Here is a 24,455-nt window from a genome sequence, read left to right as displayed (position 1 = left end):
GCTTCAGGCGGCGCCGTGGCCCCGGCCGTGGCCGTGCTTCGTCGCGTTGGCGTTGACGAGGTGCAGTTCGTTGCCGTAGCGCTCCACCACGGGCTCGTACCCGGCGGGCAGGCCGGCGACGCGGACCCGGCTGAAACTCGAGCCCTTCGCGATCCGGTCCGCCGTGATCAGGACCACGTCGTTCGCCACGGCCGTGCCCTTGGCGACGTGCACCCGCAGCGTCCCACCGAACGACGCCGTGCCCTCGACGCGCAGGGCAGGACGGGGCCCGGAGACACTCAGCGACAGTGCGGCGTGCGAGCGCTGCGTCAGGTCGCGGCCGATGCGGATCACCCTCGTGCTGGCCTCGGCGAGCGTGCCGGAGACAGTGGTCACCGACCCCTTGCCCAGAGCAGCAGCGGAGTCCGCGATCAGCGTCCCACCGCGGACGACGGTGCCGCCGGTGTAGCGGTTCGAGCCAGCGAGGGTGAGGGTGCCTGTACCCCGCTTGGTCAGCGACCCCTTCCCGCCGATGTTGTTGCGCCAGGTGTCGGCGGCGTCCAGGCCCTTCTCTGCGGCGTCCATCGAGACCGTCACCGCGCTGTCGAACGCTCCGTAGCCGGACGCTGCCGAGAAGAGGTCGAGTCGCCCCCACCCTTCCGCGTCGTCCAGCAGGGGGTAGCCCGACGGCAGCGCGGTCGTCCGGAGCACCTCTCGGATCTGGGCGTCGCTGAGGTACGGCAGGCGGGTCCGCAGGAGCGCTTCAGCACCCTTCGGCACCGTGGCGGGGATCGTCTTCGTGCCGGTCCGCGTGAACCCGTACGTCAGACGCCCGCGGTAGTCCTTCTTGTCCGACGCGTAGTCCGCGTAGCGATCGACGGCGCTCGGGCTGGCGGCGGTGAGCACCTTCTCCGCCTGCTGGTGCGCCTGCTGCTCGAGCTGCGTGTTGGCCGGGTCGTCCAGGATGGCCGCCGCCAGCGCAGTCGCCAGCACTCGTCCTCCCATGACGTCGAGCGGTGAGTGCATCCCCGCGACGATCCGACTGTTGCCGATCTCCGAGCCGTTGGCGAGGAGCTCGGTGTACTTCTCCGGGTACGCGTACGCGAACGCCAGGGAGGCCAGGTAGCCGGCGTTGGTGTGTCCGCTCGGGAACCCGCCGTCGGTGGCGGGCGTCGGGGACTTCTCGGGGACGAGCTGCGGCAGGACCTGCACGTCCTGGCTCTGCCGGTACGGCCGCGCGTACTGGTAGTACTTCTTCGCGTTGCTGGCAGAGGAGTAGTCGCCACGCAGCGTGTTCACCAGCTGGACGACGTCGCCGAGCTCCGAATCGGTGTCCGCCCACAAGCCCTTCGCGTTGCCCTGGTCGACGTACTGCTTCGTCGTGGCATCCGCCGGGATCTCGTCGGGGATCGTGGTGCCGGCGTTCGTCGCGGTCCGCACCGCGTCGGACAGGTCACCGAACCCCGCGATGGCCGAGTAGCTCTGGTTCCGTCGGTCGATCAGGTACGCCTCGTGCCCCTGCGCCTCCGTGCGGGTCTGCGTGGTCCGCGCTGCCTGCGCGATGTTCGAGTCCAGGATCCACTGCGCTGCGGCACTGGTTGCGACCCCGTTGTCCCACGACGATCCCGGGCTCCACAGGGTGCCGAACTGCGACAGCACCCCGGTCGCGGCGTTCGTCTCCGGCGTCGTGGCGGCAGGGGTGTTCGTCTTGTAGGTGTCCACGAAGTACCCGTAGGCGCCCGGACGCGGCGCGGTCCGCTGTGTCGCCGCAGATGCTCCCGCCGGAGCGATCAAGGACACGGCGCACGCCACCGCCACGACCCCCAGCACCGTGCGGGCCCGACGTCTCGGAACAGCGATCTGGAACCGGCGCATGGCGTTCTCTCCACTCGAAGCGTGGTCACACGACTCGGTGACACAGAGCAGCAGCGTGGCGCAGGCCCGTGAACCGGAAGTGGCAGGTGCGTGAACCGATGCCGTACTCGATGCTGTTGCTCACCACGAAACCGCGCCGGGTCCAGCACTGAATCGCAGAAGAGCCCCAAACCCCAGTCTGGACGGGGATCTGGGGCTCTTCAGGATGGCGGGTTGATCGCGTAGCTCGCCGAGGCCGAAATTTCCGCGCCTTTCAGGCGATTGCGAACCTGGTGTTCCTCCGCGGGGTCTCAGAGTTTGCTCTCGCGTGAATTTGCCTGGCCAAAGGTGGACTGACCGCTGCGGCAGCAGCTTCGGAACGCACGAGCTTGACGCGATTGGAGCCTTCGGTTCAGACCAGCGCGCGCCAGAGCGCCAGCCACAACGGTGCGGGCGCGCCGTAGACGAGCGCCTGGCCCGCCTGGTCCAACTCATTGACCTTGGCACCCTGACCCTCGACCGTTAGCGGGGCGGTGAGACCGCGGAACTCGACGCTCGAGGTCCGCACCGGAGCGACGGCGGCGAATGGCACGACCTCGGGCTTGAAACGCGTTTCCGCTGCGACACTCGCCTGCACCGCACCCTCGTGCAGGAAGAGGCCGTTGCTGCGCAGCACGGCCCGAGCCGGCAAGGAGATGGACGCGCTGTCGGCGCCGACCGGCAGTACGAGGCGAACGTCCTCGCCGTCCCGGACGTAGCCGCTCACGGTGACCGTCGGAGTCGTGATGAGGAGCCCCGCTGCCGCCACGACACCAACCAGCAGGACGGACGAAGCCGCCGCACGGGCGATGCCCACGCCGGCGTCCATCGCTGTCCGGAGTACTCGACCCACCTCGCGGGCGATCGCGATGATGAACGCGAGGACAGCTACAAGCCCGATCACGCCGCCGACGGCCCCGAAAGCGCGGAGGTCGCCGACCCACAGCCACATCGCCGAGGCGACCAGATAAGCCGGAAAGAGGATACAGCCGACCCCATACCAGCGGAGCCATCGGGCATCGGGGAACGCATACGCGACCCGTCGGGTGAGGAAGGCACGGGCGAGCAGCCGGCGCCCCTCGGCGATGGCGTCGCGCCGCAGGAAGTTGTGGCCCGTAAGCGCCATGAGGGCGATGTACCCGTCGAACTTCACGAACGGGATGGCGTTGACGAGGGCTGCAAGGAACGAAACGACGCCGAACGCCGCGAGCACCTCCTGCCAGGTCGACCCTGCCGGCAGCAGGGCGGCGACGACCTCGGCCAGCCCGGCGAGTGTGACCTGCACGAGGACGCCGCTCGCCGCGACGAGCGCCCGTTGTCGCCGATCCCCCACCCGCCAGGCATCGGAGACGTCGCAGAAGAAGGCAGGCAGGAGGTAGAAGAGCATCACACCGACGCGGCGAGGGCGGCCGCCGAGGCGTGCGAGCGCGGCGGCGTGCCCGGCTTCGTGCAACGCGGTCGCGACGGTGAGCATCGCCACGAGCACCAGGTACTCGGACAACCCCAACGGATGGGTCACGCTCGTGATCACGACGTCCCGGTTGATGACCGCTGCGACCAGACCCGCGACCACTGCCGACGCCGCGACCGCGAACACCGTCCGAGTACTGACCTTGCCGAGCAGTCGCTGCAGGAGCGAGAAGAGCCGTTCCGGGTTGGCGAGCGTCACCTGCACCGTGAGGGGTGGCACGTACCGGACCCGTCGCTTCTGCGACGCAGCAGACCCGGTCTCGTCGTCGAGGAACCCGAGCTGCGCGAGTTGTCCGCGGGCCGCGGACAGGTCCGCGTCGGTCCACTCCTGACCGGTGTCGGCGCGCAACCGACTCCGAAGTTCCTCGTCCGTCCGGACGCTCGCCAGCGCGATCGCGTACAACGCGATGGCCGGACCGAGCCCGTACGCCTTCCCGTGCGGGTTGACTCCCACCCATCCCTCGGCAGTGTGGTTGACGGACGCAGCGGGAGCGAGGGTCGGGGTCGCGCCGATGGGGTCCGTCAACGAAGGTCCTTCGTGCGGGTCAGTTGGAACGCGCCCAGCCCGAGCACGACGAGCCAACCGACGATCACAGCGCTCGCGCTCGGCACCGACAGCAGGTGCTCCTGTGCGTCGATGTAGACCGATGCCATCGCGTTCGTCATGAAGAACTTCCCGACGCTCGGCAGGAATGCCTGCAGGGCCGGTTCGACGAGCATGCACAGCGCGAACACGACGATGATCGCCACGATCGCGTTGCGGGTCAGGAGGCCGATCAGCGTCCCCCACAGGCCGGCGACGGTGTTGACCACTGCGCAGCCGAGCACGATCAGCCACGCCTCCTTCGACATGTGCAACGCCGAGTCGTTCATCGCCAGCAGAATCGCGGCGAACCCGATGGATGCCGCGGCACCGAGGAGCGCGCCGACGAACCCGGTCGACGCGCCGATCGCAGCCTTCCCGGTGAAGTACGCCGTGCGGCTTCCGAGGGCCGTGATCACCCGGCTCGCCACACCCGAGCTGACCTCGCGTGCAGCGTCGAAGGCCGTCGCCATCCCGATGAACAGGGACAGCGCGAACCAGGTGCGGACCATGGTCACGGTGACGTCGACGTCGCCGTCGGGCGTCCGGAGCTGGTCCGTCACACCCGAGAACGTCCCCGCCGCCGACAATGCGGTGAGCAGGACGCCGAACACCAGGAAGTAGGGGACTGCCCGGCCGAGCCAAGCGCGGCGGACCTCGGAACGGAGCATGGTGGCGGTGGTCATCGTGCTCACCGACCCGATCCGGCCGCAGCGGGCGTCGGGACGAGGTCGAAGAACCTGTCCTCGAGTGATGCCCCGCCGACCGTCAGGTCAGCCAGGGTGCCCGAGTAGCGGACCGTCCGGTCGAGTATGACGACGTCGTCCACCGTGTGTTCGACCTCGGCGAGCATGTGGCTGGAGATCAGCACGCTGTTCCCTTGCTGGGCGTAGTGACGGATGAGTTCCCGGAGCCACCGGATGCCCTGTGGGTCCAGGCCGTTCGTCGGCTCGTCCAGGATGAGGAGGCGAGGTTCGGCGAGCAGCGCGATCGCGAGCGCATGGCGCTGCTTCTGTCCCGTCGACAGCTTCTGGACGCGCGTGCGGCGGTGCTCCGTCATGCCGACGATCTCGAGCAGTGACTCGACACGGTCTCGCGAGGCGCCGACGAGCTCCGCCCACGTCCGCAGGTCATCGCCGACCCGGGCATGCTGCAGGGACTGGACGCCGTCGACGCTGTACCCGACGACCTTCGCGGGCTTCGACAACGTCGAGAACGGCACGCCGTGGACGAGCGCTCGTCCCGACGTCGGTCGGACCAGGCCCAGGAGGCCGCGCAACGCGGTGGACTTGCCAGCACCGTTCTTGCCGAGCAACCCGACGACGCGTCCCTCGGGGACGGCGAACGTCAGGTCGGCGACGACCTGTCTGCCGCCGTAGTTCTTGCTGAAGCCGTCGAACTCGGCCAGGTTCATGATGCGTTCCTCTGGGTACTCGGGCAGAAGGGTAGGCGCTGGAGTGCGCGAATGACTGCGGATCGAGGGGCGATCGGCGTTACGTCGATCGCCCCTCGACGGTCATCAGGTGAGGATCAGGACTCCACCGGCAACCATGCCGGCGCCGACAACGGCACCGGCTGCGAAGCCGGCGGCCGTGTCCCAGAATCCGGGCGCCTCGAGGTCCTCGAGCTCGCTCACGGCGAAGTCGAGGGTGCCCACCGAAGTAATCGTCTCGGTCATGTCACACTCCTTTCAGTTCCTTGTCAGATGGTTGTTTGGCCTGCTCGCCCTTGGAAGGGTCGAGGATCAGGTCAGTGCCACGATCGCGGCTGCTGCACCGGCTGCGGCGATGGCCGAGCCGACGCCGAGCGCGAAGCCGCCCCAGAAGTCCGGTGCCTCCATGTCCTCGAGCTCGGTCGCGCCGAGGTTGAGCATGGTGTTCGTCTTGAGTTCCTGCATGTTTGTCCCTCCCTTCAAACAGTTTCGGTCACACGGTCAGTGCGACCGTTCTTCCTTGAGCGAGTGCTGCGTCGATGACCTCGCGGACATCGTCGCGACCCGCCTCCCCCATGAAGGGAAGTCCAGCGCCCCAACGCGCTGTGATGCGCGCGGCGAGGGCGTCGTCACCGAGTCGGGTGAGCTCGTCGTCCGACGGCCGACGGAGCCGCCCGTCGATGATTTGGTCGAGTGCCTCGGCAGGTGACGTTGCCCGCGGCATCGCCTCTGCCCAGAGCTCGCACAGTCTCCGGTACGACCCGAGCCTGCCGTCGCCGTCGCGCATCACGGACCAGTAGCCCGGCAGCACGAGCGAAGCGGCGACGGCCTTGGTGCACGACCACGCGATGGATGCCTCCGTCGTGATGATCCACGGCAGCGTCACCATCGGCGGTCGATCGCGCCCCAGCCAACCGGTGTGACTGAAGGCGCTGATCGAAGCTATCGCGCGGAGGTCAGCCGGTGCGCGTCCACCGTTACGAAGACGCGGGGCCAGCTCCACGAGCTGCCGGAGGCTGGCCCGCGTGACGACGTCTGCGAACGGAGCGGCCTCGCCCGCGGTGTACACGGTAGTGAGCCGGAGGAGCACCTCGACAAGCCCCTCCGTCATCTGCTCGTCGTCGAGGCTGGCGAGCAGATCCGATCGAGCGAGCACGACGTCGGCGCCGAGCACGGCACCCGAGACCAGCCTCTTCCGTCCCCGGGTCGTGACGCAGGCCGACAACGAGAGCTCCGATCCGGTACCGAACGTCGTCGGGGCCAGGGCGACCCGTGTCGAACGCGGCACGTCGGGCAGCACGACACGACTCGACCGGCCCGGCGATGTGACCCGCCGCATGGCATCAGCATCGAGGCTGACCAGCTTCGCTACATCGAGCGCCACCCCGCCCCCGACCCCGATCACGATGTCCCAGGGTCCGGCATCCGCGATGCTCGTGACGAGCTCCTCGCTGTCGTCGGACGCCGCGTGGAGCTGCGCGCCAAGGCGTTCGACGAGCGTGTCGACGAGGTCGGCGATTGTCGGCACAGACGCGTGGTTCCGGTCCGCGACCAGGCAAACCCGGCCGGTGCCGGTCCATTCCCGAAGACGCTGAACGAAGGCGTCCAGCGCGTCGACGGTGAGCGCACCGGGGTGGACGACCCACCCGACCTCCTCAGCGGAGGTTCGCATCGTCGTACTCCTGGAGGCCGACCCGGACGGCGTCGAACAGGGAGCGCACGTCCTCGTCGGTGTAGGTGAGCGCCGGGACGAGCTGGAACCCGTCCGGACCCGGGTGCACGACCGCCCCCGCGCGACGGATCGACCGGCGGAGCGCGGCGAGCGAGGCGGGGTCCCGCTGCGGTTGGCCGTCCCGATCCGCCACGGCGACGGCGCGGAAGTTCCCGGTTCCCCGGGTCACGAGCACCGAGGGATGCTGCGCGGCCAGGGCGGTGAGCTCGGTCTCGAGGGTCGCGGCGAGCTGCTGCGAGCGCTTGATGGCCGAAAGGCGATCGAACTCGTCGATCGTCGCGCTGATCGCCGCTCCGACTACCGGGGTCCCCGCTTGAGTCTCTGCGTGCACGAACACGCTCTCGTTCCCAGTGAACCGATCGGTGATCCGGGACCCCACCAGGATCGCCGCAGCGGCCTGCGTGCCGTTCGTCAACCCCTTCGACGCGATCAGGATGTCAGGGGCCGACGGCCAGGACTCTGAAGCGAACATCGGGCCGGTCCGACCGAAGCCCGTGGCGACCTCGTCGGCGACGATGAGAAAGCCGTGACGGTTCCGGAGTTCGCAGAGGCGCTGGAGGTACTCGTCGGTGAGGGCGAACGCTCCTGATCCGAGGATCGGCTCGACGATCACCGCCGCGATCCGGTCACCGGTCGCTGCGACCAATCGCTCCAACTCGTCGAGGTCGTTGGGGGTCACGTGACGGACCTGCCGCGAGTCGACTCCGTAGAGCGACTGTCCGAGGTCGTCACCGCTCAGTGCGTGCGCCCCGTAAGTGAGTCCGTGGTAGCTGCCTTTGAGACCTACGACGGTCTTCCGCGACGGTTGGCCGTCGAGGATCGCGAAGTGGCGGGCAAGCTTCATGACGGCGTCGTTCGCAGAGCCACCGGCGGTCGTGAAGAGGACTCGCGCGTACCGGTCGGCGCCCGCGACCTCGCGGAGCCGCACGGCGGCTTGCTCGATGTCCTCGCTCCAGTACCGGAACAGGGACACGTACGACGCCCGGACCATGGCTTCGTGGACGGCGTCCGCGATGCGCTGGTTGCCGTAGCCGAGGTTCACGTTCCACAGCCCGCTCGTTCCGCAGAGGGCCTCGGATCCGTCCGCGAAGGTCAGCGTCGTGCCAGAAGCCGCGACGATCTGCGAGTCGAGGTCGTTGTGCGCCGCGAGTGGCACGAGTGCTGGCCAGACACTGTTCGGCCGCCGGTCAAGCACGCCACACCGCTTCGAGGATGACGATGGGGTGGGCGCCGGGCGGTGTCGCCACTGGTCTGACAGCACGGATGGCCAGGCCAGCGGCGGCGAGCTCCGCCTCCAGGACGAGCGGCGGGATGGCACGGACGTGAGTCAGGAAGACGGTGAGCGATTCGCGGTCCAGATCGTCGAGATCGATCACGCCCACATGCCGGATCGACGCAACTGGGTCGATCTCCTCGAACAGCCGGTAACGCTGGCCCGCCAAGCCGGGGAAGTCCTGGTACCTGCCCGTGGCGTCACCGAGCTTCGTCGTGTCCGTGGTGGACATCAGCAGGACGCCGTCGGCCGCGAGCCAATCAGCCGCGCCGCGGAAGAAACGTGCCCGTTGCACGTCGTCGAGGAGCGAGATGGAGATGCACCCGAGCAGAGCCGTCGAGTAGTGCATCCCGTCGTCGTACGTCGTCATGTCCGACACTGCGGTTCGTACCGACCCACGGAGCGCAGCGTGTCGCCCGGCGAGCTTGCCGTCGAGCAGCGCGACCATCGCCGGTGACAGGTCTACGCCGACGAGCTCGCGGCCCGCGGCGGCCAGCGGCAGGGTGAGGCGCCCGGACCCCGCGGCGAACTCGAGGATCTTGGTGGTGACGCCTCGGGTTGCCCGGATGAGCTCGCGGATCTCGTGGGTGTCGTGGACAGCCGCCGCTTCGTAGACGGTCGAACCCTGGTCGCCGTAGAGGTCGGCGATGTCGACCTGACCGGAGTACCCGTCGAGCAGGCCACGCAGTTCCGTGGGGAGGGCATCGAGCCCGATCGAGCTCACGCGTCAACCCGCTCGGCATCGCGGGTTTGGAGCAGCGGGTCGAGGAACGAGCGCACCTGGGAGAGGGCGGACTCTCGTTCCGGACCGGAGAGGCCGCGGAGCGTGTTCGATTCGTCCGTGTGCTCGAGCGCACGATCGCCGAAGCGGAGCTGGAGTTCGACGAGGGACGCCAGGTCCGGCGTGAGCGAGTAGGTCTTGTGGCGCGCGGAGACGTGGAGCAGCTGCTGCTCACGGTCGAACAGGAGCACCGCGCCGGGAGTCGGCTCCGGACGCTCCGATGCTGGCGAGGTGCCGCTGTCGAGGTAGGCGCCGTACCCCGACACTGACAGCCCGCTGAGGCCGCGGGCGGTGGCGTAGCGAAGCGCTTCCACCGCCTGCAGGAAGTGCAGTGCGCCGTCCGGACCGGACCGTTCCGCCGAATCAGTCTCCGGAGAGAATTCGCCGTCCGCGAGTCGGCCGAACTGCGGACCCCATGGCGACGACGAAACGGTGCCGTCTTCAGCGACGAACACGAAGTCCGGTTCAAGGGGGACGGTCCCGCCCACCCACGCGCACCGGTCGCCGATGACTACCTGCGGGTCCGTGAGGACGTCGGGGAAGACACCGCTGGCACGCGCAGTTGTCAGGTTGGCCGCGAAGGCCTCGAGATCACGACCTGTCTGCGGCACCAGCACGGTCGGCCCCGGAAAGCTCAGGAACTCGGCGACGGCGTAGTTCTGGAACTGGATGATCAGATCGTCGCCGAGTCGGACTTCACCGTCCTCGACGAGCTCGCCGCTGAAGCCCACGATCGGCGCCCCGTCCGTGTCGTGGTCCTCCGCGTCAGATGCGAACACGACATCGAAACCGCGGCCGAATGGCGAGGTCGCGACAGCTTCAGCCAACCCCGCCGACTGCACGAAAGCAACGCGCTGACGCGATCGGGTGGCCTGCGCCCCCTGCATCCAGCTCATCGCGGAACCGTGGATGTCTCCCCCAAGAAAACTCACGCCGTGACTGTAACAGGTTCCACAACGAAACGTTCTACCCCACGGATGGGGTCAAGGAACGAGCCGTGCTCACCGGCGTGTCGCGTGGTCAGGAGCGATCGGGACGGGTCGTGAGAAGTAGACCCACGGGAACGTCCCCCCAGGCACCACGCCCCACCCCTCCTCCAACAGGCGAGACGACTTCCGACTGCCCTGGACCGCCCGTGCGTGCTCCCACGGCTGCGAGTCCTGCACGAGCTCGTGCGACTGGAGGCCTACCCGGGTCGCGTGCCAACCGTCTGCACCGAGCTGGGCAAGCTTGCCCATCTCGTCGAACGCCGTCACAGGGAAGAGCGTCAGCACCGCCGGCTCCAGTGGAACCGATGACGCCTCCGGAGCCGTCCGCGGGGCGCCGTAGAGCTGCTGCGCCGCTTGACGGGACGACCCCAGGATCTTCCCGATCTCAGCCCACGATGCACCGTTCTTCCGAGCGCCATCGACTGCCGACTGCGTGACGGTCCGGAGCGAAGCGCGCATCGACAAGCACAACTCGACGGCTCGGAGCGACTGCTCGCGGGCTTCTTCCGGGGTGAGGTCCGGATCATGGTCACCCACCTCCGGCACGTTGCGCGCGAGCAACTCACGCAACTGCGTGGTGAGGCTGCCCTCTTCACCCAAGGTGCTCAGCGCTGGACTCGTGCCGCGTTCACGGCGAACACGGCGAACACGAGACCGAAGACGATCGCACCGATGGCGGCGGCGAGCAGGCCGCCTTGGCGCCCGACGCTCCATGCGTAGCCGGTACCGATGGCGACGAGCCCGAAAGCGAGGGCGATGAGTCCGAGGATCATGGTGTTCCGCATGCCAACAGGATTCCCCTCCGCAGCGCCCGTGTCAACCGCAGATTGACGCCCGGCATCGACGCCCTACGGGCCACGGGAAGATGCTCCGTGAACGAGATACGGTTCGCGGGCCCCGCCTGCGCCCATCATCGACCGTGGATCGCCCGTTGCCTGAGCTTCGCGAGGCAAGCCCTCCGAACTCGCCTAGCACCAGCACCGCAAGAAGCCGTCGCGCCGCTTCTGGTCCACCCGTCGACCGGAAGCCAGAGCGCGCCGACGAACGCCCGCGGAACGAGAAGAACCCCCGGCCTGAGCCGGGGGTTCTTCTCGTGAGCCGAGTATCACGGACCATTGATGTCAGAAACACAATCGGGCCCTTTGGCGGTACCGGTGGGATTTGAACCCACGGTGGAGTTGCCCCCACACATGTTTTCGAGACATGATCCTTCGGCCGCTCGGACACGGTACCGGGAAAGAGTTTACACGATCCGGGAGGCCCGTGATGACACCCCGGGTCGGCTCCCCCTCCACAGGCGGTCATCTGCAGGGCTCTCCCCACACCCACAGGTCCTCCTCGTCTCCGGCAAGACCGGCGGGCGTACCGTCCACGGCATGAGATCCCGCACGCTCATCGCACTCCTCACCTCCGTCGTCGGCAGCCTCGGCGTCGTCGGCGCCGCAGCCGTCGGTGCCCGCGCCGGCGTGAAGGGCCAACGGGCAGCGGCGCAACGGGTCGTCGACATGCTCCCGATCCACGCCGACTGGTGGCGGGAACGACAGCAGCACGAGGGGCAGCTGCTCTACGTGGCGATCGGTGACTCGGCAGCGCAGGGCGTCGGTGCAACCGCACCCGGCCGTGGCTACGTGGGGCTGCTCGCACGGCGCATCCGGCACCGTTCCCACATGTCGGTGCGGGTGGTGAACCTCAGCGTCTCCGGCTCGACCACGTGGGGCGCAAAACGTGACCAGCTGCCGAAGCTCCGGCACTACGCGCCCGACGTCTGCACGGTGTCGATCGGGGCGAACGACATCGCCGACTTCGATCCGGACAAGTTCGAGCGGAACATCCGGGCGATCTACGGCGCGGTGCCGTCGCACGCCGTGGTGGCCGAGCTGCCGTGCATGTTCGTGCCGGACCGGGAACGCAAGGTGGCGGTGGCCAACGAGGTCGTGCACCGGGTGGCCGACGAGTTCGGGCTGACGGTGGCGCCGCTGCACACCATCACGAAGCGCGTCGGGGTCCGCCGCACCTTCTTCAACAGCTACGGCGACCTGTTCCACCCGAACGACCGCGGCTACGAGGTCTGGGCGAGCGCCTTCGAGCCGGCGGTCGACGCGCGGGTCGACACGGTGGCGGCGATCCGGCACTACCTGTCCGTGCGCGAGGCCGAGAACCTCGGTCGTGAAGCCGGGGCGGTGGCGAACGCCCGCGCCGAGCAGGACACCGACGGCGCCGAGGCACTCGACCACGCCTCGCGCCAGGGTCCGGGGCCGGTCGAGCGCCTGCGCCACCGGATGACCGGGTCGATCGCCGTGCCCGACGAACGAGACCGGTCGGACGAACCAAGCGGACCAGACGAGCCGGGCGACCACGCCGGTGATGTCGGCCGTACGGCCTAGCCTCGACGACATGGCGCGCCCGCAGTCCCTCTACCGTTGCACCGAGTGCGGCTGGACCAGCATCAAGTGGGTCGGCCGGTGCGGTGAGTGCCAGACCTGGGGAACCGTCGAGGACAGCTCCGCGGCGTCAGCGAGCACCCGGGGTACGTCAGCGGTCGCCGTCACCGGTGCCCGGGCCGCGCGACCGATCACCGAAGCCCGCGGCACCTCCGTGCAGCGCTGGCAGACCGGCATCGGCGAGTTCGACCGCGTCCTCGGCGGCGGCGTGGTGCCGGGTGCCGCGGTCCTGCTGAGCGGCGAGCCCGGCGTCGGCAAGTCGACCCTGCTGCTCGAGGTCGCTTCGCGAGCCGCAGCCTCGGGCAAGCGCGTCCTCTACGTCAGCGCAGAAGAGTCCGTCGACCAGGTCCGGCTCCGTGCCGAACGCACCGGGGCGATGCATGACGACCTGTACCTGGCGAGCGAGGTCGACCTCGGCGTGATCATCGGCCAGATCGACCAGGTCCAGCCCGACCTGCTCATCGCCGACTCCGTGCAGACCATCTCGTCGAGCTCGATCGACGGCATCGCGGGTGGCACGTCCCAGGTGCGCGAGGTCGCCTCGACCCTGATCCGCATCGCGAAGGACCGCGCCCTGCCCGTCCTCATCGTCGGCCACGTCACGAAGGACGGCACGATCGCCGGCCCGCGGCTCCTGGAGCACCTGGTCGACGTCGTCTGCCACTTCGAGGGCGACCGGCAGACCGCGCTGCGCTTCGTCCGGGCGCTCAAGAACCGCTTCGGCCCCACCGACGAGGTCGGGTGCTTCGACATGGGCGGCGACGGCATCCACGAGGTCCCCGACCCGAGCGGCCTCTTCATGTCGAAGAACGCCACGCCGGTGTCCGGCACCTGCGTCACCGTCGCACTCGAGGGGCGTCGCGCGCTGCCGGTCGAGGTGCAGGCCCTCATCGTCCCGAGCTCGGCGCCGCAGCCACGCCGGGTCGTGAACGGTGTCGATGCCTCGCGCGTGGCGATGCTGCTCGCGGTGCTCGAACGCCGCGCCGGTCTCAAGCTGTCCGACGCCGACGTCTACGTGTCCACGGTGGGCGGCATGAAGCTCACGGAGCCCGGCGCCGACCTGGCGATCGCACTGGCCCTCGCGAGCGCCGCACGAGACCGTCCGTACCCGCACACGCTGGCGGCCGTCGGCGAGATCAGCCTCGCCGGCGAGATCCGTCCGGCCACGGGCACGAAGCAGCGCGTGAACGAGGCCACCCGCCTCGGGTTCACGACCGTGCTCGGCTCGGACTCCGGGCACCTGCGCGAAGCCCTGCGTGTGGCGTTCTCGATGACGCAGTGCCCGCGCGAACGCGAGCTCGACCGCGCGTTCTGAGCGGCTACGCGCGCAAAGCGGCCAGCAGGTCCGCCGGCGCGGCCTGCATCGTGTGCGGGCCGGCGATGTCGAAGAACACGCCCTCGAGCATGTCGAGGTGGGCGGCCAGGAACTCCTCGAGCCGCGGCCCGTCGTAGACCATGACCTGCCGGATCTTCTCCTCCGGCACCATCGCCGTGTAGGCGTCCGCCGACGAGAACAGCAGCAGGATGCGCTTGTCCGACCCCTCACGGCCGAACACTCGCACCTGCATGTCCTTCTTGCCGGTGACGAGTCGGGGGACGATCACGATGTCGTGGCGGAGCGCGAACGCCACCGCAGCGACGTCCTGCTTCGCGAGGGCTTCCTCGAGTTGTTCGCTCCGGAAGCGCTGTTCCTTGTCTGCCATCAGCTCAATTCCACCAGATTTTCGTCGTTCCGTGACGCACGGGTAGCCAGTCGGCCCAGAGCACGCTAGCCTGATGGAACCGCTTCGGCGGCGCTCAACGTCCGGGCGAGGTGGTTTGCCCCTCAACCCGGGCCCCAGGGTCACTGGCCGACAGGCCTGGCCCCGAACCCGTCCCGCCGGCACCTGCCCGCGTGGCGCATTACCCCCGTCGACGTACGTCGGGGTCTCCGTCGGTGCATTTGCACCTTGGCGGAAGCAAGAAAGCTAAGGAAACGCCATCATGGCATCTACCGGTACCGTCAAGTGGTTCAACAACGAAAAGGGCTTCGGCTTCATCGCCCCGGACGACGGCAGCGCTGACGTCTTCGCGCACTTCTCTGCGATTGCTGGCAACGGCTACAAGTCGCTCGAGGAGAACCAGAAGGTGGAGTTCGACATCACCGAGGGCCGCAAGGGCCCGCAGGCGGAGAACATCACCGTCCTCGGCTGATCACATCAGCTTGAACAGGCCCCGTCGTCTTCGGACGACGGGGCCTGTTGCTGTTCCCCGGCACCTCTGCTCGGCACAGCCCAGCCGGAACGGATCGGAACCGCGCACCGCGAACCGCGCACCCGCCGCCTACTGCAGGATGAACTGCACCGAGGTCTTCGACTCGAGGTTCCCGACGGCGACCTGCAGGTGGTAGCTCGCGCCTCCCGCGGTGACCGCCGGCCGTGACGAGTCGCACGTCGACGTGGACGAGCGGGTGCGGTCCCAGGCGATCGCCGGGGTCGTGAGCGTCTGACCGGACTTGATCGTGACGTCCTGGTTCGTGCCGCCGGTCTGGCAGTCCTTCGACGACCAGTACTGCTCCTGGCCGGAGCTGATCGTCAGCACCTGCTGCGCCGATCCGAGGTCCAGGTGGCAGGAGTTCGTGCCGGAGTTCTTGATCGACATCGCGATCTTCGGGTCCTCGGTGGGGCCGTAGGCCGACTTGTCGAGCACCGGGGTCAGGACGATCTGGTCCTTCGTGCAGGTCGACCCGTCGGCAGCAGCGGGCTTCGACGCAGAAGCCGAGGCAGATGCCGACGGTTTCGGCGCAGCAGACCGCGAGGACCCGGAACCGGCCGCAGACCCGTCCGACGATGCGCCGGCACCAGCAGAGGCCGACGCACTCGGCGCCGCCGACGTGGCCCCGCTCCCCCGCCCGACGACGATGAGCACCACGACCAGGACGACGACCAGCAGCGCCCCGAGCACGAGCGCCCGACGGCGCCAGTAGACGACCGGCTTCTCGGGCCCGACGGGGTGACGCAACGACGACATGCGCACAGGGTAGACAACGGCGCGGGCCGCACACGGCCACCCCGCCGGGCGGCACGGGAAAGCGTCAGAGGTTCTTCAGCATGCGGGTGTTGCCGAGGGTGTTCGGCTTGACCCGGGCGAGGTCGAGGAACTCCGCGACCCCTTCGTCCGACGAGCGGACCAGTTCGGCGTAGACGTCCGGTGACACGACGCTCTCGCCGATCTCCAGGTACCCGTGCTTCGCGAAGAAGTCGACCTCGAAGGTCAGGCAGAAGATCCGGGCGACGCCGAGTTCGCGGGCGTCGTGCTCGAGCGCTTCGAGCATCCGGTGCCCGACGCGCTTGTGGATCCACTGCTCGTCGAGGGCGAGCGTGCGCACCTCGGCGATGTCGTCCCAGAAGACGGCGAGCGCGCCGCACCCGATCGGGGTGCCGTCGGGCCCTTCGGCGATCCGGAACTGCTGGATCGAGCCGTACAGGGCGACGTTCTCCTTGCCGAGCAGGATGCGCCGGTCGACGTAGGGGGCGATGAGCCGCTGGATGTGCGGGACGTCCGAGGCGAGCGCCGGACGCACGAGGATCCCGTGGTCGTCGCGCTCGTGGAACGCGTGCTTGCCGTGCTCTGTCATCCGCCTCACACTACCGGGGTCGCAGGGGGACAGCGCTGCTGAGTGCCGCCCAGGTCGATCGGCCTACCGTCCGTTGCATGCCTCAGATCATCGAAACCGTCGACGTCAACGTCCCCGTCCGCCAGGCCTACGACCAGTGGACCCGTTTCGAGGAGTTCCCGCACTTCCTCGACGAGGTCGAGAAGATCGTCCAGGTGGACGACAAGACCACCGACTGGACCGTGAAGATCGCCGGCCAGGAGCGCGAGTTCCGGGCCCTCATCACGGAGCAGCACCCCGACGAGCGTGTCGCCTGGACCGTGAAGGACGGCGAGACCGACCACGCCGGGGTCGTCACCTTCCACAAGCTCTCCGACGCCGAGACCCGTGTCACCGTGCAGATCGACTGGGAGCCCTCCGGCATCCTCGAGAAGCTCGGCTCCGCCGTGGGCGTCGGCGGCCACGCCGTCAAGAAGGACCTGCAGAACTACAAGGAGCGCGTCGAGAACGCACCGACCCAGCCGGGCTGGCGCGGCGACGTGCAGGCGTAGTCCGCACCACACGACGGACGGGAGGCGCGGTGCCAGCTGGCACCGCGCCTCCCGTTCGTTCGTCCCCCGTTCGGCATCCCCCCATCGAAATGCCGACCTGACGAGCGAGCGCGAGCCTGGCAGAGTGGTGACACCGGCCGACGCGCTGGATCAGTTTTATCATGTCTGAGACAGATGTGAGAGTGGGGACACGTGATCGAGTACAACGACGACGACGCACACCGTCGGGAACTGTCGCGCAAACTGCAGCTCCTGATGGACGTCGTCGAGGCCAACTCGGGCCAGCGACCCCCGTACAAGGAGATCGCCGCCGAGATCGAGGCGCAGGGTGCGTCGATGAGCCGACCGCGCTGGGGCTACATGCTCGGCGGCAACGGTCCGGCCGTCCGCGACCAGCGACTCCTGGCGGCCCTGGCGACCTACTTCGGTGTCCCGGCGGAGTACCTGACCGACGCGGCCGGCAACACGGATGTGCCGGAGCGGGTGCAGGCGCAGCTGGAGCTCGTGCTCGAACTCCGCAAGCGAGAGGTGGTGGCGTTCGCCACCCGGCGTCTGGGCGAGTTCGCCTCGGCGGACGAGATCCGCGACTTCACCGACCACCTGCGTCGCCTGGACGAATCGGGCGGCACCCCGTGAGCGGCTACCGCGACCGCTTCGACGCCCTGCGTCGGCAGACCGAGGCCCGTCGCCGTGTGCAGCGCCTCGGGCTCCCCCGTCGGCTGTCCCTGCCGGAGCTGACCGCCCGTGCCGAGGCGGCGCTCGGCAAGCCGATCCACGTGCGCACCACGGAGCTGCCGGGCGACCTGTCCGCGCGGCTCATCCAGCGCACCGACCACGCCCTGCTCGAGACCCGCCCCGGGCTGTCCGAGCGCTCCCGGGTGGCCTGCGTGCTGCACGAGCTCGCCCACGTGTTCATGGACGACACCGGCTGCGACCACCAGGCGTACACGGGGCTGCTCAGCGGCCGGACGGCGTTCACCCGCTCGCTGGACACCCCGCACGAGCAGGCCGTCGAGCTCGTCGCCGATCAGCTCGCGCTGCGGATCGGGCTGCTCGACCCCGAGGGCCAGCCCGGGATCTTCCGGTGACGCGGTGACGCTGCACGTCTGGGGGTCGATCCCGGTCTGGCTGATCCTGGCGGTCCTGGTCGCCCGGCTGCTCCTGGTGCGCACCCAGTCGGCCAGCGTCACCTGGCTGATGGTCTGCTGCAGCTGCGTCGCCATCGGGCTCACGATCAACCAGCCCGACGTCACGACGTTCCTCGCCGGTGTGACGCACGTGCCCAACATCGCCGACCTGATCGGCCGCTGCCTGATGGTGTGCGGCATGTTCGCCCTCGCGCAGTCGGTCGAGGCTGCGGCACGCTCCGCCAAGCTCCTGCGCGCCAGCCGCATCATCGGCTGCGTGCTCGTGCTCGTCGCGCTCGTCGTGCTGTTCAGCCTCATCGACGCACCAACCCCCACGGCGCAGTTCATGGTGGCCTACGGCGACCAGCTGCCGACCGCGCTCTACTCGGCGGTCGAGATGACCTACATCGCCATCGTGATCGCTCGGTCGGCCGTCGCCGTGCTGCGCGGGTTCCGGAGCGGCGACGGGCTCGGCCGCCTGTACTGGCTCTTCGTCGTCGGTGCCGCCGGCCTCGTGCTGCTCGCCGGCATCGCGATCGCCCTCGACGCCGTCCACGTCGCCGGTGCCGACGGTGCGGTCGGGGTCCTGTCGACGCTCTACACCCCGGTGTTCCTCGGCTCCATGGTCCTGCTCGCCATCGGCGCGGCCGGCGGCGTCCTGCCCGACGCCGCGCGGGAGTTCCGCGACTGGCGGGCCGCCCGACGCCGGTTCCGCGTGCTCGAACCGGAACTCCGGCGGCTCGAGACGGCATCGGGCAACACCGGGCTCTACTTCACGATCGTGTGGCAGCGTCGCCAGTGGCGGAGTCGGCAGCACCGACTGTCCGTCGAGATCGAAGACCGCGCGCGCGAGGCCGGGCAGGACGTCCCGGCCGCTGCGACGCTCACCACGGCACGACTCAGGGAGATCACATGACCGGCGCACGCATCACGGCACTCGGTACCGCGGCAGGAGCGGTCGGCACGCTCGGACTCGGCGCCTTCGTCGCACGACGGTTGCTGTTCCCGACGCCGTACACGGCGACCGCCACGGTCCGCAGCGCCTCGGACACCGAGGTCGAGCTGAACGCCACCCGCGACACCCGCCTGCCGGGCACCTACGACCTGCAGCGCGACGGTACCCGGGTGCAGGTCGGCGCGATCACCACCGCGAGCACGGCGACCGGAGCCAGCAGCGACGGTGACACCGTGCGCCGCAGCGTCACGGCCCGCGTGGCGACCGGTGCGTGGGCCTGGGACGCCCTGCGGTACGACGGACCGGACGACGTGCCCGGCACCGAGCCCGAGGCCGCCACGACCCACGTGGTCCACGTGCACGGCCAGTCCCTCGGCCCGCGCCAGGTCCTGCGCGGTGTCGGGGTCTGGCGTTCGCTCGGCGCCTCGTCCGAGGTCGTCGACACCACCGACCTGCCGCTCCGCTCCCTCGACGCCGGGGCAGCGGACCGCATCGTCGCCGCCGTCAGTGCCGCCCGAGCCCGCGGTGCTCAGCGCGTCGTGCTGCAGGGCTGGTCCGCCGGCGCGCTCGCCTGCTCCGTCGCCGCCGCACGCGTCGACGTCGACGGACTCGTGGCGGTCTCGCCCCTGCTCGACGTCGCCTCGGCACTCCGCGGGGCCGTCCGCGGCGCGCACCTGCCCGCGTTCGTCGGCACCGTCGCCGCCCGCATCGCGACCACGAACGTGCTGTCGCGGCTCGCCGGGGCCCCGACTCGCGTCACGACGACCGCCTGGCAGGACTCGTCGACGCCGACGCTGCTGATCCACTCCGAAGCCGACGCACTGGTCGCCGCCGACGACGTCGCCGCCGTCGCGGCCCGGCAGGGCGCCACCACGGTCACGTTCCGCACGGCACCGCACACGCTCGAGTGGAACGAGGACCCGGAGCGCTGGGAGCGCGCCGTCCGCGACTTCGCCGCACAGCTGCCTGCCGCCGTCTGACACGGCGGACGTCCGCCCGCGCGGCGGACCGGCCCCGAACGAACCACCCCCGGACGTGCAACGGCCCCGGTCTGCGAACAGACCGGGGCCGGCTGCGTCTCGATCCGTTGGGGGGAACCGATCGAGCGCGACGCGCGAGGAGTTGGGGGGAACGTCTCGCGCGTTGTCATCACAGTACCCCCGGACGGGGGTCCGTGGCCGCAAGGACGCGCAGATCGGCGAGGCGGGATCTGAACGCGACCCGGGAACGGACAGGAGGCCCGGTGCCAGCTGGCACCGAGCCTCCTGTCCGTGGGGTGTCAGGTCCTAGGACTCGATCTCACCCTGGGGCGTGTCCGTCGCGGCCTCGACCGCGGCTGCACCGGCGAGGACCTCTTCGCGGCCCGGCTGACGCCCGGTCTCGAAGTGGAACGCACCGTCGACGAAGTCGACCTTCACGTGGTCGCCAGCGTTGAGCTCACCCTGCAGGATGTGCTCGGACAGCTGGTCCTCGACCTCGTGCTGCATCGCGCGACGCAGGGGCCGAGCACCGAGGGACGGGTCGAACCCGACCTTGATGAGCTGCTCCTTGGCCGGCAGCGTGAGCTCGACGGTCATGTCGCGGTCGAGCAGGCGGTCGGCCAGACGCTTCACGAACAGGTCCACGATCTGCAGCAGCTCGGGCTGCGACAGCTGCGGGAACACGATCGTGTCGTCGACGCGGTTCAGGAACTCGGGCTTGAAGTGCTTCTTGAGCTCCTCGTTGACCTTGCCACGCATGCGGTCGTAGCCGACGGCCGAGTCACCCTCGACCTGGAAGCCCACCGGGCCACCGGCGATGCCCTGCGAACCGAGGTTCGTGGTCATGATGATGACGGTGTTCTTGAAGTCGACCACGCGGCCCTGACCGTCGGTGAGACGGCCTTCCTCGAGCACCTGCAGCAGCGAGTTGAAGATGTCCGGGTGGGCCTTCTCGATCTCGTCGAACAGGACCACGGAGAACGGCTTGCGGCGCACCTTCTCGGTGAGCTGGCCGCCCTCCTCGAACCCGACGAACCCGGGAGGGGCACCGAACAGGCGGGACACGGTGTGCTTCTCACCGAACTCCGACATGTCGAGGGAGATCAGCGCACCCTCGTCGTCGAACAGGAACTCGGCGAGGGCCTTGGCGAGCTCGGTCTTCCCGACGCCCGTGGGGCCGGCGAAGATGAACGAGCCGGAGGGACGGTTCGGGTCCTTCAGGCCGGCACGGGTACGGCGGATGGTCTTGGACAGGGCCGAGATGGCCTCTTCCTGACCGATGACGCGCTCGTGCAGTGCCTTCTCCATGAAGACGAGACGCGAGGTCTCCTCTTCGGTGAGCTTGAACACCGGGATGCCCGTGGCCTGGGCCAGGACCTCGGCGATGATGCCCTCGTCGACGGTGCCGGACGCGGCGACGTCACCCGCACGCCACTGCTTCTCGAGGCGGAGACGCTCGCCGAGGAGCTTCTTCTCCTCGTCGCGCAGGCTCGCGGCCTTCTCGAAGTCCTGCTCCTCGATGGCGGCTTCCTTCGACCCGCGGACCGTCGAGATCTTCTCGTCGAACTCGCGGAGCTCCGGCGGTGCCGACAGGATCGACAGACGCAGGCGAGCGCCGGCCTCGTCGATCAGGTCGATGGCCTTGTCCGGCAGGAAGCGGTCCTGCACGTAGCGGTCCGCCAGGTTCGCCGCGGCGACGATCGCGCCGTCGGTGATGGACACCTTGTGGAACGCCTCGTACTTGTCGCGCAGACCCTTGAGGATGTTGATCGCGTGGGGCAGCGACGGCTCGTTGACCTGCACCGGCTGGAAGCGACGCTCGAGTGCGGCGTCCTTCTCGAAGTGCTTGCGGTACTCGTCGAGCGTGGTGGCACCGATGGTCTGGAGCTCACCGCGGGCGAGGAGCGGCTTGAGGATCGAGGCCGCGTCGATCGCGCCCTCGGCTGCACCGGCACCGACGAGCGTGTGGATCTCGTCGATGAAGACGATGATGTCGCCGCGGGTGCGGATCTCCTTCGTGACCTTCTTCAGGCGCTCCTCGAAGTCACCGCGGTAGCGGGACCCGGCGATGAGCGACCCGAGGTCGAGCGAGTAGAGCTGCTTGTCCTTCAGCGTCTCGGGCACGTCGCCCTTGACGATCGCCTGGGCGAGGCCCTCGACGACGGCGGTCTTGCCGACGCCGGGCTCACCGATCAGGACGGGGTTGTTCTTGGAGCGGCGGGAGAGGATCTGCATGACCCGCTCCATCTCCTTCTCGCGCCCGATGACGGGGTCGAGCTTGCCGTCACGCGCGGCCTGGGTGAGGTTCCGACCGAACTGGTCGAGGACCTGCGAACCCTGCTGCGCGTTCTGCTGCTGCTCGCCGCCGACGGCGACCGCTTCCTTGCCCTGGTAGCCGGACAGGAGCTGGATGACCTGCTGGCGCACCCGGTTCAGGTCGGCGCCGAGCTTCACGAGGACCTGGGCTGCGACACCCTCGCCCTCGCGGATCAGGCCGAGCAGGATGTGCTCCGTGCCGATGTAGTTGTGGCCGAGCTGCAGCGCCTCGCGCAGGGACAGCTCGAGCACCTTCTTGGCGCGCGGCGTGAACGGGATGTGCCCGGTCGGCTGCTGCTGGCCCTGCCCGATGATGTCCTGGACCTGCTCGCGCACGGCGTCGAGCGAGATGCCCAGCGACTCCAGCGCCTTGGCGGCGACGCCCTCGCCCTCGTGGATGAGGCCGAGGAGGATGTGCTCGGTGCCGATGTAGTTGTGGTTGAGCATCTTCGCTTCTTCTTGAGCGAGGACGACAACACGACGGGCCCGGTCGGTGAATCTCTCGAACATGTGCTCTCCCTTGGCCCCTGATGAGCGGAGCCGACGCTGTGCCGGTCTCGTGTGAGTCCGGCCAAGTACTTCGAGAGTAACCAGCGCTCCCCCCGGGGGCTGCCCCTGTTCGCCGTGGGCGTGACCAGGGTGCGTCTTGTGCGCAGTGAGCGAACGACGAGACGGACTGGAGGCTCGTGGCCGGGCCGCCACGGGCCTCCAGTCCGCTTGTCGGTCGCGCTGGGTCAGGCGCGCCGCACCGCGCGACGCAGGTCGCGTCGGAAGCGGCGCGCGTCGACGCCCAGGGCGTCGAGGACGTCGTGCGCCGATCCGGCGAGCGGATCGTCGACCGAGTCGAGCACGGCGAGGACGACGTGCGGTGGCCGGATGCGCTCCGAACGGCCGGCGATCGTCGCGGCGCGGGCGAGCACGCGCATCGCGGCGGGCGTGCACGCGACCCGGTCGTGTTCGCCGGGGCAGGTGGTGTGGGCGCCGACGAAGGCGCGGATGCCGGAGCGGACGGTGTCCGGGGTGATCCGGTGGGCGTCGAGGAGGGGGCGGAAGCGGGGCATGCCGGCGCAGAGCGTGACGGCGGCCAGCAGCAGGTGTTCGGCGTCGACGAAGCCGAAGCCGGACTCGTGGGATTCGAGGTCGGCGAGCAGCACGATCTCGCGGCCGTGCCGGACGGAAGGGAGGGCGACGGAGAGTTGAGCGGTCTGCATGTATTCAGAATATCGCATGCCTCTGCGAAGGGACAGCCCGCATCGGAGGTCCGCTCGGTACGATCCGGTCATGGAGCAGCCCGTCGTCGGCCTCGTCGTCCACCCGACCAAGAACGTGCAGGAGTCCGTGACGACCCTGCAGCGCTGGAACGCGTCCGGCCAGGGCGAGCTGCTCGCCCGGCGTGCGGACGCCCAGCGCATCGGCGGCGGGGTCGACGTGGTGGACGACGACGACTTCACCGACCGCGTCGACCTGGTGGTGGCCCTCGGCGGCGACGGCACCATGCTCGGCGCGATGCGGCTCGTGGCCAAGCGCCCGGTGCCCGTCCTCGGCGTGAACTACGGCAACGTCGGGTTCCTGGTCGAGATCGAGCCGCCCGAGCTCGAGAGCGCGCTGGAGCGGTTGTCCGCCGGCGAGTACCAGCTCGAGCCGCACCACGCGCTCGAGGCCCGGTTGTCCTGGGGTGGTGCCCGCACCGACTACCTGGCGTTCAACGACCTGACGATCGTGCGACGGCCGGGCTCCGGGCAGGTGTCGGCCGACCTCAGCGTCGGGGGCCTCGGGTACGGGTACTACCGGGCCGACGCCATCGTGGCTGCCACCCCGGCCGGCTCCACCGCGTACAACTACGCCGCCGGTGGGCCGGTGCTCTCCCCCGCGCTGTCCGGCTCCGTGGTGACGCCGGTCGCGCCGATGGCCGGGATCGACCGCTCCGTGGTGCTCGCCGCGCGGGAGCGCTACCGGTTCGACATCGCCGAGGGCACCAGGAGCGCGGCGCTCGAGGTCGACGGGCTCGTGGTCGGCGAGGTGGCCACCGGGGCGCAGATCGACATGCGGCTCCGGAAGGACGCCGGCAGCGTGGTGCGGCTCGACGCCGAGCGGCACGGGCGCACCGGACGCGTGAAGCTCAGCCTGCTCGACCTGCCGGTGCGGCCCGACCAGCTGGTCGAGCTCATCCCGAGTGACCTGCGGCAGAAGCTCCGGCGCGAGATCGACGACTGACGCCGCTGGCCCTGACCCCGGGAACGTGAATGGCCCGCTCGAGCAGTGCTCGAGCGGGCCGTCCCATCACCCCACCGGATCGTCTTCCCACAGAACGACCCGGTTTCCCCGCGCCGGCACGGGTGAACGTGCCGGCCGAAGTCC

Annotated in this window: 25 protein-coding genes and 1 tRNA gene; 9 read left to right on the top strand and 17 right to left on the bottom strand. The window is 69.4% G+C overall.

Annotated elements, in window-relative coordinates; translation table 11 throughout:
- Positions 1-3 precede the first annotated feature (3 nt).
- The 12 genes from DEJ21_RS01965 to DEJ21_RS01915 form a co-directional block, all read right to left on the bottom strand.
- The gene (locus tag DEJ21_RS01965; protein WP_111223523.1) at positions 4-1,701 is read right to left on the bottom strand and encodes a phosphatase PAP2 family protein; all 1,698 of its coding nucleotides are present in this window, start codon (positions 1,699-1,701) and stop codon (positions 4-6) included.
- A 544-nt stretch (positions 1,702-2,245) separates the two neighbouring features.
- Positions 2,246-3,868 (bottom strand): daptide biosynthesis intramembrane metalloprotease, encoded by a 1,623-nt coding sequence (gene mpaP, locus DEJ21_RS01960; RefSeq protein ID WP_111088282.1) that lies wholly within the window; start codon positions 3,866-3,868, stop codon positions 2,246-2,248.
- The gene (locus DEJ21_RS01955; RefSeq protein ID WP_146247681.1) at positions 3,865-4,611 is read right to left on the bottom strand and encodes a hypothetical protein; all 747 of its coding nucleotides are present in this window, start codon (positions 4,609-4,611) and stop codon (positions 3,865-3,867) included. Before DEJ21_RS01955 ends, mpaP begins: the two co-directional genes overlap by 4 nt.
- Before the next feature lie 5 nt (positions 4,612-4,616).
- A complete protein-coding gene (locus tag DEJ21_RS01950) occupies positions 4,617-5,339 on the bottom strand; it encodes an ABC transporter ATP-binding protein (RefSeq protein WP_111088280.1) in 723 nt (240 codons plus the stop codon).
- Positions 5,340-5,444: 105 nt separating this feature from the next.
- Positions 5,445-5,603 carry a hypothetical protein gene (locus DEJ21_RS18090; protein ID WP_181433321.1) on the bottom strand — a complete coding sequence of 53 codons (159 nt, stop codon included), beginning with the start codon at positions 5,601-5,603 and terminating at the stop codon, positions 5,445-5,447.
- A gap of 66 nt (positions 5,604-5,669) precedes the next feature.
- Entirely contained in the window at positions 5,670-5,822 is a 153-nt protein-coding gene (locus DEJ21_RS18085; RefSeq protein ID WP_181433320.1) for a hypothetical protein, read from the bottom strand.
- A gap of 28 nt (positions 5,823-5,850) precedes the next feature.
- Positions 5,851-7,029 carry an iron-containing alcohol dehydrogenase gene (locus DEJ21_RS01945; protein WP_111088279.1) on the bottom strand — a complete coding sequence of 393 codons (1,179 nt, stop codon included), beginning with the start codon at positions 7,027-7,029 and terminating at the stop codon, positions 5,851-5,853.
- Positions 7,013-8,284, bottom strand: coding sequence for a daptide-type RiPP biosynthesis aminotransferase (gene mpaD / locus DEJ21_RS01940; protein ID WP_111223522.1), 1,272 nt, complete (start codon positions 8,282-8,284; stop codon positions 7,013-7,015). Before mpaD ends, DEJ21_RS01945 begins: the two co-directional genes overlap by 17 nt.
- Positions 8,277-9,086, bottom strand: a complete 810-nt coding sequence (gene mpaM, locus DEJ21_RS01935) for a daptide-type RiPP biosynthesis methyltransferase (RefSeq protein ID WP_111088277.1) — start codon at positions 9,084-9,086, stop codon at positions 8,277-8,279. The genes mpaD and mpaM overlap by 8 nt, the downstream gene beginning before the upstream one ends.
- On the bottom strand, positions 9,083-10,030 hold the full coding sequence (locus tag DEJ21_RS01930) for a hypothetical protein (RefSeq protein WP_146247680.1): 948 nt from the start codon (positions 10,028-10,030) through the stop codon (positions 9,083-9,085). The genes mpaM and DEJ21_RS01930 overlap by 4 nt, the downstream gene beginning before the upstream one ends.
- Before the next feature lie 707 nt (positions 10,031-10,737).
- Entirely contained in the window at positions 10,738-10,917 is a 180-nt protein-coding gene (locus DEJ21_RS01920) for a hypothetical protein (protein WP_111088274.1), read from the bottom strand.
- Between the two features lie 358 nt (positions 10,918-11,275).
- Positions 11,276-11,365 (bottom strand) — tRNA-Ser (locus DEJ21_RS01915).
- 143 nt (positions 11,366-11,508) lie between these two features.
- On the opposite strand from DEJ21_RS01915, the gene DEJ21_RS01910 reads away from it, so the two are divergent.
- A complete protein-coding gene (locus tag DEJ21_RS01910; protein ID WP_111223519.1) occupies positions 11,509-12,516 on the top strand; it encodes an SGNH/GDSL hydrolase family protein in 1,008 nt (335 codons plus the stop codon).
- 10 nt (positions 12,517-12,526) lie between these two features.
- Positions 12,527-13,888, top strand: coding sequence for a DNA repair protein RadA (gene radA / locus DEJ21_RS01905; RefSeq protein WP_181435751.1), 1,362 nt, complete (start codon positions 12,527-12,529; stop codon positions 13,886-13,888).
- A 4-nt stretch (positions 13,889-13,892) separates the two neighbouring features.
- On the opposite strand, the gene DEJ21_RS01900 is transcribed toward radA, so the two are convergent.
- Complete coding sequence (locus DEJ21_RS01900) at positions 13,893-14,276, bottom strand: SseB family protein (protein WP_111223517.1); 384 nt, start codon at positions 14,274-14,276, stop codon at positions 13,893-13,895.
- Between the two features lie 280 nt (positions 14,277-14,556).
- On the opposite strand from DEJ21_RS01900, the gene DEJ21_RS01895 reads away from it, so the two are divergent.
- Complete coding sequence (locus DEJ21_RS01895) at positions 14,557-14,766, top strand: cold-shock protein (protein ID WP_017887662.1); 210 nt, start codon at positions 14,557-14,559, stop codon at positions 14,764-14,766.
- A gap of 129 nt (positions 14,767-14,895) precedes the next feature.
- On the opposite strand, the gene DEJ21_RS01890 is transcribed toward DEJ21_RS01895, so the two are convergent.
- Both DEJ21_RS01890 and DEJ21_RS01885 read right to left on the bottom strand, forming a co-directional pair.
- Positions 14,896-15,582 (bottom strand): hypothetical protein, encoded by a 687-nt coding sequence (locus DEJ21_RS01890; protein WP_111223516.1) that lies wholly within the window; start codon positions 15,580-15,582, stop codon positions 14,896-14,898.
- Between the two features lie 64 nt (positions 15,583-15,646).
- Positions 15,647-16,189, bottom strand: a complete 543-nt coding sequence (locus tag DEJ21_RS01885; RefSeq protein WP_071245253.1) for an amino-acid N-acetyltransferase — start codon at positions 16,187-16,189, stop codon at positions 15,647-15,649.
- Positions 16,190-16,266: 77 nt separating this feature from the next.
- Between DEJ21_RS01885 and DEJ21_RS01880 the strand changes: the two genes are divergently transcribed.
- The 5 genes from DEJ21_RS01880 (at position 16,267) to DEJ21_RS01860 (ending at position 19,781) form a co-directional block, all read left to right on the top strand.
- The gene (locus tag DEJ21_RS01880) at positions 16,267-16,719 is read left to right on the top strand and encodes an SRPBCC family protein (protein WP_027467072.1); all 453 of its coding nucleotides are present in this window, start codon (positions 16,267-16,269) and stop codon (positions 16,717-16,719) included.
- A 192-nt stretch (positions 16,720-16,911) separates the two neighbouring features.
- A complete protein-coding gene (locus tag DEJ21_RS01875) occupies positions 16,912-17,355 on the top strand; it encodes a hypothetical protein (RefSeq protein ID WP_035809351.1) in 444 nt (147 codons plus the stop codon).
- Positions 17,352-17,807, top strand: coding sequence for a hypothetical protein (locus DEJ21_RS01870; RefSeq protein WP_111024020.1), 456 nt, complete (start codon positions 17,352-17,354; stop codon positions 17,805-17,807). Before DEJ21_RS01875 ends, DEJ21_RS01870 begins: the two co-directional genes overlap by 4 nt.
- A gap of 4 nt (positions 17,808-17,811) precedes the next feature.
- The gene (locus tag DEJ21_RS01865) at positions 17,812-18,762 is read left to right on the top strand and encodes a hypothetical protein (protein ID WP_111223515.1); all 951 of its coding nucleotides are present in this window, start codon (positions 17,812-17,814) and stop codon (positions 18,760-18,762) included.
- On the top strand, positions 18,759-19,781 hold the full coding sequence (locus DEJ21_RS01860) for a hypothetical protein (RefSeq protein ID WP_111223514.1): 1,023 nt from the start codon (positions 18,759-18,761) through the stop codon (positions 19,779-19,781). The genes DEJ21_RS01865 and DEJ21_RS01860 overlap by 4 nt, the downstream gene beginning before the upstream one ends.
- 306 nt (positions 19,782-20,087) lie before the next feature.
- Here DEJ21_RS01860 and DEJ21_RS01855 read toward each other — a convergent pair whose 3' ends face one another.
- The gene (locus DEJ21_RS01855; RefSeq protein WP_027467068.1) at positions 20,088-22,607 is read right to left on the bottom strand and encodes an ATP-dependent Clp protease ATP-binding subunit; all 2,520 of its coding nucleotides are present in this window, start codon (positions 22,605-22,607) and stop codon (positions 20,088-20,090) included.
- Between the two features lie 224 nt (positions 22,608-22,831).
- Positions 22,832-23,308 carry a Clp protease N-terminal domain-containing protein gene (locus tag DEJ21_RS01850; RefSeq protein ID WP_181433073.1) on the bottom strand — a complete coding sequence of 159 codons (477 nt, stop codon included), beginning with the start codon at positions 23,306-23,308 and terminating at the stop codon, positions 22,832-22,834.
- Positions 23,309-23,378: 70 nt separating this feature from the next.
- On the opposite strand from DEJ21_RS01850, the gene DEJ21_RS01845 reads away from it, so the two are divergent.
- The gene (locus DEJ21_RS01845) at positions 23,379-24,311 is read left to right on the top strand and encodes an NAD(+)/NADH kinase (RefSeq protein WP_071404515.1); all 933 of its coding nucleotides are present in this window, start codon (positions 23,379-23,381) and stop codon (positions 24,309-24,311) included.
- The last annotated feature ends 144 nt before the right edge of the window (positions 24,312-24,455 follow it).

The organism is Curtobacterium sp. MCSS17_006 (genome assembly GCF_003234215.1).
GTDB lineage: Bacteria > Actinomycetota > Actinomycetes > Actinomycetales > Microbacteriaceae > Curtobacterium > Curtobacterium flaccumfaciens.
Note: the sequence above shows the minus strand (reverse complement) of the source record. Positions and strands in the feature narration are given on the sequence as shown.